This is a genomic window from Methanosarcina soligelidi (assembly GCF_000744315.1).
Lineage (GTDB): Archaea > Halobacteriota > Methanosarcinia > Methanosarcinales > Methanosarcinaceae > Methanosarcina > Methanosarcina mazei.
Map to the genome: position 1 here is coordinate 3,947,013 of NZ_JQLR01000001.1, position 12,031 is coordinate 3,959,043.

A 12,031-nucleotide genomic window follows, 5' to 3' on the forward strand; every position below is an offset into this window, starting at 1 on the left:
GATAGAATAATAATCAAAAAGACAACTATTTTCGGGATGATCCATGGAAGAAATACAGTTGAAGGTTGAAAAGGCATATCCTATTGACCTTGGAAGAGGAATTATCCGGCTTGACCCTACAGCTCTGCTGAAACTTCAGCTCTCTCCCGGTGACATTGTGGAGATAAGGGGGAAGAAAAAGACCACTGCAAAGGTATGGAGAGCGGACCGGCAGGACTGGGAACAGGGAATTGTGCGCATTGATAATTTCATCCGGCAAAATGCCGGGGTCTCCATAGGGGAGAAGGTGACAATTAAAAAGGTTGAAGCCCCGGAAGCAAAAAAATTGATCCTGGCGCTTCCGGAAAGCATGACACAGGGAGGGCCCGAACTTCAGTTTGGAGAACATGCAAATGAGATCATAAAACGGCATATCCTGAAAAGACCTGTGTTCAAGGGGGACATAATTCCAATAATAAATTCAATGTCTCAGCCAATGACAGAGTCCCTGACAACAAGCCAGGTAATCCCCCTGGTTGCTGTCGAGACTGACCCTGCAAATACAATTGTCCTGATTACCGAAACAACAAACATTGAACTCCGGAAAAAACCGGTACAGGGCTACGAAAAGGCAACAAGAGGCGTCACCACCTATGAAGATATAGGGGGCCTGGGTGACGAGATCATGCGTGTCCGTGAAATGATAGAGATGCCCATGAAGCACCCTGAACTTTTTGCCCACCTTAACATTGAGCCTCCGAAAGGAGTCATCCTCTACGGCCCACCGGGAACCGGAAAGACCCTGATTGCAAAAGCCGTGGCAAACGAGTCCGGAGCAAGTTTCCATTACATTGCCGGGCCCGAGATTGTAGGAAAGTTCTATGGGGAAAGTGAAGAAAGGCTGAGGAAGATCTTCGAGGAGGCTACCCAGGAAGCCCCTTCAGTCATCTTCATCGATGAAATCGACTCCATTGCCCCCAAGAGGGAAAACGTGACAGGGGAAGTGGAAAGGCGTGTGGTTGCCCAGCTCCTGACCCTGCTTGACGGGATGGAGGAAAGAGGACAGGTTGTGGTTATAGGGGCTACCAACCGTGTGGACGCAATAGACCCAGCACTCAGGAGACCTGGCCGCTTTGACAGGGAAATCCATATAGGAGTGCCGGATACCAAAGACAGGTATGAGATTCTGCAGATCCATACAAGGGGCATGCCGATTGAAAAAGATGAAGAGTCCGTGACAGGTGAGCCTGCGCCGGAAGTCGAAATTGGAGCCCTGGATGAATTCGAGGTTGAAACAGGGACTGAGATAGAAGTCGATGAAGCTGCCATGGAGAGGGAAAAGAAAGAGAAGACAAACCTGTATCTCATGTCCCTGGCTGAGAGGACGCAGGGATTTGTGGGTGCGGACCTTCTGGCTCTTGTGCAGGAAGCAGCAATGAGGTGCCTAAGGGAAAACCTGCCTGACCTCGACCTGGAAATTGACACAATCCCACCTGAAAGGCTGGAGAAGATTGTTGTAACCAAAAAGAACTTCGAAGATGCACTGATGGAAGCCGAGCCTTCAGCCCTGAGAGAGATCTTTGTTGAGATGCCTTCTGTCAGCTGGGGCGATGTTGGAGGTCTTGATGAAGCAAAGCATTCTATCATCGAAGCTGTTGAGTGGCCTATTAAAAACCCGGAAAAGTTTGTCAAGATGGGAATAAAAGCTCCTAAAGGAATCCTGCTTTACGGACCTCCGGGAACAGGAAAGACCCTGATAGCCCAGGCTGTTGCAAAAGAGTCAAATGCCAATTTCATAAGCGTTAAAGGGCCGGAGATGTTTTCAAAGTGGCTTGGAGAATCGGAAAAAGCAATTCGTGAAACCTTCAAGAAAGCGAGGCAGGTCTCTCCCTGTGTTGTCTTCTTTGATGAGATCGACTCTATTGCCGGTATGCAGGGTATGGAATCCACGGACAGCCGGACTTCTGAAAGGGTACTCAACCAGCTGCTCACCGAAATGGACGGGCTTGAGACACTCAAGGATGTGGTAATTATTGCCGCAACTAACCGCCCTAACCTGCTTGACCCCGCAATCCTGCGTCCTGGCCGCTTTGACAGGCTTGTTTATGTGGGGGCGCCGGACAGGAAAGGCAGGCTGAGGATCTTCAAAATCCATACGCAGAATACACCTCTTGCAGAGGACGTGAACCTTGAGAACCTTGCCGATACGACAGAAGGATATGTGGGTGCGGATATAGAAGCGGTATGCAGAGAGGCTGTAATGTTTGCTCTCAGAGAAAACTTCGATATTGAAGCGATTGAGATGAGGCACTTCAGAGAAGCCCTTAAGAAAGTTAAGCCCACAATTAACGAGAACATTGCCCAGTTCTATGAGAAGATAGAGGAGCAGTTTAAAGGAGGCCAGAGACCGGTCGAGACAGCCGGATTGGTGGGATACAGGTAAAAATTTAAATTAGTAACTCTTAAAAAGGAAGAGTTTATAAAGTATACGGATTCAAACTGAATAAATGTAAAAAGTAAATGTATTTAAACTGAAAAGCCGGCTTTACCTAATCCCGCATAACACTGAGCACGGAGACAAGATAAGAATGTCTAAAGTATTTGCAAGAAACCTCCTCTTCAATAAGCAGGTGATGGCTACCGACGGAACAGAAATAGGAACACTGAGCAATATTGTAATCGAGATCAAGGGAGGGCGCATTATTGACCTTATGGTCAGCCCGAACCCAACCTTTGATGCTTCCAGATACAAAAAAGAGGACAACTACCTCCTGATTCCTTTCGATTCCGTAAGCGCCATCAAAGACTATATTATCATAGACAAAATGAAAGCAAGGGCATGAATTGAAAAACAGGGAAAGGGAAGAACTCATTTACTTTCCTTTTCAGACCCTATTTCACTTTTTTTGCTCACCCGAGTTCCGCCTCGGCACCCGAGTTCCGCCTCAGGAGGGCGGTGTCCTTTTCGGTCGCTTCGCTTCCTCAAGAGGACTAATTTTTGGGTTAAGATGGGTTAAGATAATAGTGATCTGACCCGAGAGGACCAGAAGAGATTAAGTTATGAATATCTCTAGCCTATGCAATCTCATTCACTATACTAAACCGTTCTTGTTCCGCTCGACGAAGGAGAGTGACCTTCTCAAATATAAAAAAAGAAGACAAGCAAATGATAATTCACTTCTGCTTTTATCAACTCCGAAGCTTTTTCTGTTTTTATCTTTTCTATTTTTATCCTTTCTATTTCGTCTACCTTCCGTTATCTTTCTGCTAAAACAAGAAAAAGAAGCAAATATAAAGAACAAGCTGTATAAATGGTGTGAAAAAGATAAAACAAAGAAGGTCAAGACAATGTTTACAAAATCCAGCAAGTATGATACTGCTTTTTTGAAAGAGAACATGATGGGACCGAACGCAATAAAGATCATTGAAGAATTGTTGGAATCCTTGAAACTTGAAGAAGGCATGAGGGTACTTGACCTTGGCTGTGGAAAAGGATTAACTTCAATCTTCCTGGCAAAAGAATATGGAGTTACTGTTTTTGCTACCGACTTATGGATCAGTGCAACAGAAAATTATGACAGAATTAAGTCAATGGGACTGGAAGATAAAATAATACCAATACACGCGGAAGCACATGATTTGCCGTTTGCAGATGAATTTTTTGATGTCGCCATAAGTGTGGATGCATACCACTATTTTGGAATTGAAGAGGATTACTTAACAAAACACCTTGCCCCACTTGTTAAAAAAGGAGGAAAAATAGCGGTTGCAGTCCCGGGACTGAAGAAAGAGTTTACAGACGGAGTTCCTGAAGAGATGCAACCGTACTGGTTTGAAGACATGAGCATGACTCTCCACTCCGGCGACTGGTGGTATAATTTATGGAAAAAATCTGATCTGGTCGGTATAGATGAATGTAAGGAAATGAAGTGCCTGGAAGAAGCGTGGAAGGACTGGCTTTCGTGTGATAATGACTATGCCCGCAGAGATATTGGAATGATGGAAGCTGAGGGTGGAAATTACTTCAATCTGGTTTTAATTATAGCTACCAGGTTGTAAATTTAATTTTTTTCATAGAGGGGCACGCCATTTTATCTGGCCGCAAAACCGTTGAAATCATTGTAATGTTTGCCCTGCAAGGAGCATTTAATATGAAAATCTATCAGGTAGACGCATTTACTGAAAAGCCATTTTCGGGAAACCCGGCAGGTGTATGTGTCCTGAATGAGAAGCTGGATGAGAAAATAATGCAGAACATAGCTCATGAGATAAACCTCTCAGAAACCGCATTTCTTGTAAAAAGCAATAAGGAATATGATCTGAGGTATGACCTGAGATGGTTTAGGAAGGAGAAATTGACCTATGCGGGCATGCAACACTGGCAAGCGCCCATATTCTGTGGGAGAAAGGATTTTTGAAAAACGACCAGGAAGCAAGATTCAGTACAAAAAGCGGCTTATTGACGGCTATAATGAACAATGGCTGGATCGAATTAAATTTCCCGGCGCTGCCTGAAGAAAAAACAGAACCGCCGGCAGGACTGCTTGAATCACTCGGAGTAGAAGCGACTTATGTCGGGAAAAATATATTTGACTACCTGATAGAAGTCGAATCCGAAGAAACAGTGAGAACAATGAAGCCGGATTTCGTGAAACTTTCAAAAGTGCCGGCAAGGGGAGTAATCGTTACAGCCAGATCCAGAACCGGAGAATATGATTTTGTATCCAGGTTTTTTGCACCTGAGATAGGGATTTGGGAAGATCCGGTTACGGGATCGTCTCACTGCTGTCTGGGACCTTACTGGCAAAAGAGACTAAACAAAGACGAGTTTATTGCGTATCAGGCTTCGGAACGCGGCGGGGTCCAGAAAGTAAAAGTTGCCGGAGAAAGGGTTTTAATTTCAGGAAAAGCTGTGATGGTGCTGGAAGGAGAATTACTAATTTAAATAATCAACAGGCACAGCAGGATCGAAAAATATGGATGCGAAAATGAAAGGCATTGTAAGAGTTGTGCCATACAACCCTGAGTGAAAAACCGAACTGTTGAAAATAAAATTCATGTATTTTTGTAACTATTCAGGTAGCCTTAACGAGGCTACACATTTTTCCTCGTTCCGAGGAAAAATTGGATATAAAATGATTCCTTTTTAGCTTTATGAAACGTGATGAGATTCTTTCTTACTGTGCTTCAAATCCTGAAATTATTGTAGCTTACATTGAGAGTTTAGAATCTCAAGTTAAAGAACTCACTGAAAGACTTGTAGCCTTAGAATCTCGTTTAAATCAAAACAGTCGTAACAGCAGTCGACCTCCTTCTACTGATTATTTTGTCAAAGAGAAACCTAATCCCAAGAGTCTGCGTAAACCAAGCGGGAAGAAACCTGGAGGTCAGGAAGGTCATCCAGGCACGACTCTTGATATGGTTGATCATCCTGAGTAGGTAATAGAACATTCTTTGACCTGCTGCAAAGAATGCGGATCTACCCTTGAGAATGTTGAAGTTGAAGCTTATGAGAGAAGACAGGTCTTTGACATTCCTCCCGTAAATCTAATTGTTACAGAACATAAAAGTCAGATTAAAACCTGTCCTTGTTGTGGAAAGTTGAATAAAGCCGTTTTTCCCGAATCAGTGAAATATCCGGTTCAGTATGGCCCTAATATTTTAGCTTCAGCTATTTACTGTAAAAATTACCAGTTTGTTCCTTATGATAGAATTTCTGAGTTATTTGAAGACATTATGGGAATAAAAATCTGTCCTGCTACGATAATTAGAGCAGAAAGAGAATGTTTCCAGAATTTAGAGGAATTTGAAAACGTTATTAGAGAGAAGTTATTAGCCTCGCCTGTAATCAATTTTGATGAAACTGGTATGAAGATTGAAGGAAAAAGACACTGGCTTCATGTAGCTTCTAATGAAAAATACACATGTTATTTTGCTCATACAAAAAGAGGAGCAGAAGCAATAGATGCTATGGGAATTCTTCCGAAGTTTAAGGGAGTAGCAGTTCATGATGGATGGAAACCTTACAACGTTTATGATTGTGATCATGCTCTGTGTAACGCTCATTTACAGAGAGAACTTACAGGAATTGAAGAGAACTATAAACAGACATGGGCTAAAGAGATGAATGAACTGCTCACTGAGATGAAGAAATACACTGATGAGTGTAAAGAGCAATTAAGAGAACCTGATTTTGAGCAAATTAAAGCATTGGAAGAAAGGTTTGATGCAATTATCATTAGAGCGCTTGAAGAAAATCCGCATTCTCTAAATCCTGAAAAACAGGGAAAACGCGGTAAAAATCCAAAAACAAAATCAAGGAATCTGCTGGATAGGTTTATAGAACACAAAGAAAAGATTCTGAGATTCCTGACAGATTTGAAAGTTCCATTTGATAATAATCAGGCAGAAAGAGATATCAGGATGATGAAACTACAGCAGAAAATATCGGGAACTTTCAGAAAAGCAATGGGAGCGCAAGCTTTCTGCAGAATTAGGGCGTACATTTCTACAGGAAAAAAGAACGGTTTACCTGTTTTAGAGGGTATTCGTGCGGCGCTCATAGGAGCGCCGTTAACTATACTCTGAGCAGTTACGTATTTTTTAACGTTAATTTGTAACATACTGTTTATTTAGGCCTTTTACTTTCATCGGGTTCCTCTTCTATGTTTATTTGTTCTGCTGTATCTTCTCTTTTTTCTTGTATTGACTCTAGTTTTTCCATTAGTTCTTTTTCTTTATTATCATTCTTTACTTTTCTTGCCGGCATTTGTTCACCTCAATAATTTGATGTCTGCTAAAGCAATAAATATACTGAAACGCTTACTGATGCTGAATTGTTTATGGCAATACAAACCTGTGTTTATGTTAAATAAAAAATCAATAGCATAAAATATTAAGGTATTCTTGCAATTACTGCTTTATGTTGTTTCAATTTGCGAACAGGGAATACAAGTTCTCTATAAGTTGTTTTTTGATTTGAAGTTACAATTCATACATTGATTTGATATTATATAAATTAGTTAAATGCTGGGAGATTTCGAACATGAAAGATTTTCCGGATTTTATGAAAAGCAAAAGCAATCATATCAGCAGTAAGGAGCAAAATACTGAAGATATTGACGGCTATTTTTACGAAGGCGCAGACGGCAGCCAGATGGCTTTCTGGACCTGTTATTCTGACAGGGCTTCCAGGAAACATACGCATGAATTTGACGAGTGGATGGTTTGCGTTAGCGGGCGATATACAGCGTTTTTAAATGACGAGGAGTTTGTCCTTAATCCGGGGGACGAATTATTCATCGAGAAGGGGACAGAACAGTGGGGAAAGTGTATCGCAGGAACGAGAACTATTCATGCGTTTGGGGGAAGAAGGATTCGTAGGGACGAAGAATGAGGAATTTCTAAAAGTAAAAAAATGTTACACTCCTTATTAACAAAAAATTGAGAAAATAGCTCACTAAAAAGAAAATATAAGAAGATATTTTGAGAGTTTAATCCGTACCTTCCATGTTTTGTCTTCCATTATCATAACTGTTAACTATGTTTCTCAGTTTATCTGCATAGTTATAAATACAGTTCAAATCTTCTATTGGAACTTTTTCTTCATCTTTATTTTCAGAGAATAAGCCCAGATATTTTTGCTTTGTATTGAAATACATACGGCAGATTGGCTTTCTGTTATTGTCGTCTAATAGTACACCGCAGTAAGATTTCTTGTCCCTGATAGCAATTCTTTTAAGGTCCAGGCTTTCACGAAGAATCGATTTTATAATATAGTAGCCTTCCAGTTCTTCTCCAGTTGTTAGAATTCCCGCAGGACTAGTATTTGGAACGTCAGATAAAGGCAACTCTTTACTTTCCCCCGAATTTGGAGCCTGTATATACTCTGCTGGATTGGATGAAAGTGACTCATCGGACATAGCAAGTTTTAACCTGTCATTTATCCGGTCATTAATGAACTGATTGAGAGCATTTTTTGTGAAAATTGTAAACTTTTCACGGACACTCTGAGTAAAAGGAGCATTATTTACTTTCTTAGTAAAATATTTAACAAATTCTTCAGAAGGAGAATTAATTTCATTAGCAAGAATTAGCTTTATTTCCCTTGTATATTTTAATTCGCAGGCTATATTCGCCAGATCATCAATATTGAAGGATTCTTTCTTAAATCGTTTTAATTCATTTATCAAAGGCTCTTTGATATCTAACAGGTTAATCTCCAAAAACGCTTTATCATCCATTTTATTTGGAGTGTCGATATCGGTAAAAAATCGATATACAATTCCATTTGTTAAGATTCCAATTTTTGCTTCACTTACGCTAAAATACCTGAATAGTTGGGAAGCATGTTCTTTATCCAGATCGGCATCAATATTTTTACACTCAATTAGTATTATTGGCTTACAGCCCTGAATAATGGCATAATCAACCTTCTCACCTTTTTTTGTGCCATAATCGGTTGTAAATTCAGGAACAACTTCAGTAGGATCAAAAACATTATATCCCAGTATATTTAAGAGAGGCATTACAAGAGCATTTTTTGTAGCTTCTTCAGTTTTTATACTTTCAGATAATTTCGGAATTTTTGCAGCTAATACTTTTATTTGATCTATGAAATCCATTATTTCCATACTCCTTCATAGAAATTCATCAAAACCTAAAAGTATCACACCATTCTTATAGATATATTTGATGCTGTGTATATATATTTACTAAATATTTTAATAGAATTTTTTTATTTTCTATATTGTTCTGAAGAAAGTTATTAATGTTCAATTTATACCTCATTAGATAGAGTTTAAATATACAGAGTAATGGCGGAGTTAATTATTATTAAATGGATATATGCATCTGATAAAAACTTAGCATTAAATCTTGAAAAAAATAGATTGCATAAAAGATATAAAAAATAAAAACAATGTTGGGCGAGGATAAAATTACCTAACCCACAAACGTTTAACTGATTTTATAATCTCAATTCTTATTTCTTCAGATACATATATTTTTGTTTTTAGGTTTCATTTTTAGTAATTTTATATGAGAATATTACTTACATACAAATATATACTGTTACGAAGATGAATAAAAGTATTAATTTTTAGTATTATTTTATACAAACATGTTAAGATTTAAATAGTAAATCATCCATGATATTCTTACTAACAGAAGAAGTTAGGCTTCCTTCAGAAAGCCTGGAAATGTATCGATTTTTCCTGCAGAGAAGGAAAAACCTGTTAGCTCCAGGGTGATGATGCTGGAGACGACATACGGGATAGAAATTGTCTCCTGAAAAGGAGCAGGCAAATTATGTGGACGTCGCAGGGGATTTAAAGAAAAATAAACAAAAATAAAGGAGGAATAGTATGGAAACCGAGAGCAAAGACTTATTTATTACAGAGCTTCCTGTAAAAACTCAGGAAATATTGAAAAATATGGATTATCCTGTAAAAAGAAATGAAATTATTGGACGAGCGAGTAGGAGTGGGGCGATCCCTGACGTAATGCGGGAACTTGGCATGCTTCCGGACAGGAAATACTACAGCGATGAGGATGTCGCCGAGGAGCTTCATAAAATTTACATGGGAATTCCGGCCTGAAAATCTTAATTTAAAAACCGTAATTTATTTCTTCATTTATTTTGAAACAGTGAGAAAAGGATAATTTCTTACTCACACTGGAAGTCTTAGATTCTCCTCTTTTTCTTTTTTTATAATCTGTCTTTTCGGTTATGGAACTATTAATTGATTATTTTGTTATATTATCAGGATAGATACCTTCGAGAACTATCAGGATAAATACCTTCGAGAATTGAATATTAGCAACATTACTATCACGACGAATCCGGAGGAAAGCACAACAGATATGCCACGATGCTGTGAAAAGTGATTGAGAAGGGATGTAAGTCCAAGTGCGATAAAAGTAAGTGCAATTACATAGTAAGTTTTTTGCCTTGAAATATTGAAATATAATTTCAAATTGTTATTTACCAGCTCATTATCCTCTCTGTATCCTATCATGTCACCCTTCCTTACCAGCCTCCTGTGGTTGAATATTGCCAGCACATTAATAATTGAAATTAAAAAAGTCATGAATAAGCAGAAAAAAGAAAAAGAGATATGATAAGAACTGAAAGCTGCATGGAAACTGGTGGCCCCTCTCCCAAAAATAAAAGTAAGAGCCGTAATAAAGAAAGCAAACGCTGTAAATGTTAAGGTCATCAGTGAATAAAATCTATCCAGAATTTTGCTCTGTTCATCGAACAGATCTTTTTCAACATTTCTTTGCATAGTTCGGATTTCGTCTTCTGCCATACCTTTTTCCCCAAATCATTCCCACATCAATCCTGAATCATTCCCACATCAATCCTGAATCATCCCTGCATTAGCCCTGAATCATTCCTACATCATTCCCATACCATTCCGGAATCGTTCCTGAATTAATGTTTCCTTTTCAATTTAAGAAAATCATAGTATTTCATACGTATTTATATATCAGAGTCAATAAAAAAATAGTTTCCGTATCAGTTTAAATTTTATAGAGATTTTATTGTATTTACTGGCAGTACCGGCAGGTGAATAAAATACACGCTGAAAGCAACGACATTCAGGACTACCTCAAAAAGAGTGAAGTGATAAACTACGATCATAAACTGATTGTTGGAAAGTGCCGTGAATTAGAGAAAAATATGGTAGAGGAGGGAGAGAAGAGAGACAAAAAAGAAATCAGCCTGATCAGGAAGATTTACGAATTTGTCCGGGACGATATCCATCATTCAGGAGATATTGGAGCACAGGAGGTCACCTGTACGGCATCCGAAGTTCTTGAGTTCGGGCATGGGATCTGCTGTGCCAAATCCCACCTGCTTGCAGCCATGCTGAGGTATTTCGGGATACCAGCCGGGTTCTGTTACCAGAAACTCTGTTCAGGTCAGGAAGGAATTGACAGGAAAGTCCTGCACGGACTGAACGCTGTATACTTGAAAGACCTGGACAGATGGATAAGGCTGGACGCAAGAGGCAATAAGCCGGGTGTAGACTCTCAGTTTTCCTTATATGAAGAAAAAATTGCCTGGCCGGTTAAGAAAGAGCGTGGGGAAGAGGATCACCCAATAATATTCAAAGAGCCGAGTCCGACTGTTATTGAGATCTTAAAGAAAAGCAACAGCAGGAAAGAAATGTGGGAACAGTGGGATCTTGGGCTGAGGGACCTGTTCCATGATTAAGAATTAATCCTGAATTAAAAAAATTAATCAGGAGCTTCTCAGGGAAAGCGTGTCAGTTGTGGATATCATATCCAGCCATCATATCCAGCCATCGTATCCAGCCATCGTATCCAGCCATCATATCCAGCCGTTGGATTCAAGGAATTCAATAGCTTCTACAGCCCCGTCCCCAAAAGATGCCTCTGTTACGTAATTGGCAACCTCTTTTACTCTTTCATCCCCGTTCGCAACAGCAATTCCGAAGCCTGCCGCCTCAAACATTTCAGCATCATTTGCCGAGTCCCCTATTGCCACAAAATCTTCGGCTTCAAAGCCCATCATCCCGGCAAGCTTCTGGAGCCCTATCCCTTTATTGATTTTTATGCTTTTGATATGGATTGCATATTTCGTATCAACAAGCTCGATGTCAAAGGGCTGGGTTTCGAGAAGGGATCTGGCTTCTTCAAGGTCAAAGTCCCGCCTGAGAGCGATCTCGGTCTTGCGGTACGTGGGGTCGAGTTTTGTGAGCTTGAAATGCTGAGAGAGGAAAGAAAAGGCTTTTTCACATTCTTCCAGGCTTCCTTCAAAAATGCCATTCACATCATAGCGGACAGTAACGGCTCCCCCGTTTTCAGCAATCACAGCTCCTCCAAGCCCGATAAGCCTTGATGCTGTCCTTGCATAACACAGGATGTTGCCTGTGGCAAGAACTACAGGGACATTAAGGGTGCGCATTTTTTTGACGGCACCGAGATGGAGTTCCCTGTTCTCGCAGGTAATTGTCCCGTCAATGTCAATGACCAGAGCTTTAAATTTCATTAAAAAAATATGGGGATGGAGGAATAAAAT

The 12,031-nt window shown here is 40.0% G+C and carries 12 protein-coding genes and 1 pseudogene; 9 read left to right on the forward strand and 4 right to left on the reverse strand.

The features are described 5' to 3' along the window. Nucleotides 1-43: 43 nt before the first annotated feature. The 6 genes and pseudogenes from M886_RS16890 to M886_RS16915 all read left to right on the forward strand — a co-directional run bounded on the left by M886_RS16890 (nt 44) and on the right by M886_RS16915 (nt 6,567). Nucleotides 44-2,422 (forward strand): CDC48 family AAA ATPase, encoded by a 2,379-nt coding sequence (locus M886_RS16890; protein WP_011032400.1) that lies wholly within the window; start codon nt 44-46, stop codon nt 2,420-2,422. A gap of 145 nt (nt 2,423-2,567) precedes the next feature. Continuing rightward, nucleotides 2,568-2,822, forward strand: a complete 255-nt coding sequence (locus M886_RS16895; protein WP_011032401.1) for a PRC-barrel domain-containing protein — start codon at nt 2,568-2,570, stop codon at nt 2,820-2,822. Between the two features lie 505 nt (nt 2,823-3,327). Beyond that, a complete protein-coding gene (locus tag M886_RS16900; RefSeq protein ID WP_048039948.1) occupies nt 3,328-4,038 on the forward strand; it encodes an SAM-dependent methyltransferase in 711 nt (236 codons plus the stop codon). Nucleotides 4,039-4,130: 92 nt separating this feature from the next. After that, nucleotides 4,131-4,397 carry a PhzF family phenazine biosynthesis protein gene (locus tag M886_RS19435; RefSeq protein ID WP_268745868.1) on the forward strand — a complete coding sequence of 89 codons (267 nt, stop codon included), beginning with the start codon at nt 4,131-4,133 and terminating at the stop codon, nt 4,395-4,397. Then, complete coding sequence (locus tag M886_RS16905; RefSeq protein WP_268745892.1) at nt 4,376-4,924, forward strand: PhzF family phenazine biosynthesis protein; 549 nt, start codon at nt 4,376-4,378, stop codon at nt 4,922-4,924. Before M886_RS19435 ends, M886_RS16905 begins: the two co-directional genes overlap by 22 nt. Before the next feature lie 209 nt (nt 4,925-5,133). Next, nucleotides 5,134-6,567 (forward strand): annotated as a pseudogene (locus M886_RS16915) (IS66-like element ISMma14 family transposase). A 40-nt stretch (nt 6,568-6,607) separates the two neighbouring features. On the opposite strand, the gene M886_RS18780 reads toward M886_RS16915, so the two are convergent. Further along, nucleotides 6,608-6,748 (reverse strand): hypothetical protein, encoded by a 141-nt coding sequence (locus M886_RS18780; protein WP_155395190.1) that lies wholly within the window; start codon nt 6,746-6,748, stop codon nt 6,608-6,610. A gap of 276 nt (nt 6,749-7,024) precedes the next feature. Here M886_RS18780 and M886_RS16920 point away from each other — a divergent pair, with 276 nt between their 5' ends. Beyond that, nucleotides 7,025-7,375: a cupin domain-containing protein gene (locus M886_RS16920; RefSeq protein WP_048038013.1), complete on the forward strand. Its 351-nt coding sequence runs from the start codon at nt 7,025-7,027 to the stop codon at nt 7,373-7,375. A gap of 97 nt (nt 7,376-7,472) precedes the next feature. Here the strand turns inward: M886_RS16920 and M886_RS16925 are convergent, their stop codons facing one another. Continuing rightward, entirely contained in the window at nt 7,473-8,612 is a 1,140-nt protein-coding gene (locus M886_RS16925) for a type I restriction endonuclease (RefSeq protein WP_084685115.1), read from the reverse strand. Between the two features lie 732 nt (nt 8,613-9,344). On the opposite strand from M886_RS16925, the gene M886_RS16930 reads away from it, so the two are divergent. After that, the gene (locus M886_RS16930) at nt 9,345-9,578 is read left to right on the forward strand and encodes a DUF2795 domain-containing protein (protein ID WP_011032406.1); all 234 of its coding nucleotides are present in this window, start codon (nt 9,345-9,347) and stop codon (nt 9,576-9,578) included. A gap of 189 nt (nt 9,579-9,767) precedes the next feature. Here M886_RS16930 and M886_RS16935 read toward each other — a convergent pair whose 3' ends face one another. Continuing rightward, nucleotides 9,768-10,292, reverse strand: a complete 525-nt coding sequence (locus M886_RS16935) for a hypothetical protein (protein WP_048051564.1) — start codon at nt 10,290-10,292, stop codon at nt 9,768-9,770. Between the two features lie 260 nt (nt 10,293-10,552). On the opposite strand from M886_RS16935, the gene M886_RS16940 reads away from it, so the two are divergent. After that, on the forward strand, nt 10,553-11,203 hold the full coding sequence (locus tag M886_RS16940) for a transglutaminase-like domain-containing protein (RefSeq protein WP_235204000.1): 651 nt from the start codon (nt 10,553-10,555) through the stop codon (nt 11,201-11,203). 117 nt (nt 11,204-11,320) lie between these two features. On the opposite strand, the gene M886_RS16945 is transcribed toward M886_RS16940, so the two are convergent. Next, entirely contained in the window at nt 11,321-12,001 is a 681-nt protein-coding gene (locus tag M886_RS16945) for a phosphoglycolate phosphatase (protein WP_048051565.1), read from the reverse strand. Nucleotides 12,002-12,031 lie beyond the last annotated feature (30 nt).

What these genes read in the sequence shown, in the direction of transcription:
- M886_RS16895 (WP_011032401.1), top strand. Translation starts at nt 2,568, where the DNA reads ATGTCTAAAGTATTTGCAAGAAACCTCCTCTTCAATAAGCAGGTGATG.
- M886_RS16930 (WP_011032406.1), top strand. Translation starts at nt 9,345, where the DNA reads ATGGAAACCGAGAGCAAAGACTTATTTATTACAGAGCTTCCTGTAAAA.
- M886_RS19435 (WP_268745868.1), top strand. Translation starts at nt 4,131, where the DNA reads ATGAAAATCTATCAGGTAGACGCATTTACTGAAAAGCCATTTTCGGGA.
- M886_RS18780 (WP_155395190.1), bottom strand. Translation starts at nt 6,748, where the DNA reads ATGCCGGCAAGAAAAGTAAAGAATGATAATAAAGAAAAAGAACTAATG.
- M886_RS16935 (WP_048051564.1), bottom strand. Translation starts at nt 10,292, where the DNA reads ATGGCAGAAGACGAAATCCGAACTATGCAAAGAAATGTTGAAAAAGAT.
- M886_RS16890 (WP_011032400.1), top strand. Translation starts at nt 44, where the DNA reads ATGGAAGAAATACAGTTGAAGGTTGAAAAGGCATATCCTATTGACCTT.
- M886_RS16920 (WP_048038013.1), top strand. Translation starts at nt 7,025, where the DNA reads ATGAAAGATTTTCCGGATTTTATGAAAAGCAAAAGCAATCATATCAGC.
- M886_RS16945 (WP_048051565.1), bottom strand. Translation starts at nt 12,001, where the DNA reads ATGAAATTTAAAGCTCTGGTCATTGACATTGACGGGACAATTACCTGC.
- M886_RS16925 (WP_084685115.1), bottom strand. Translation starts at nt 8,612, where the DNA reads ATGGAAATAATGGATTTCATAGATCAAATAAAAGTATTAGCTGCAAAA.
- M886_RS16900 (WP_048039948.1), top strand. Translation starts at nt 3,328, where the DNA reads ATGTTTACAAAATCCAGCAAGTATGATACTGCTTTTTTGAAAGAGAAC.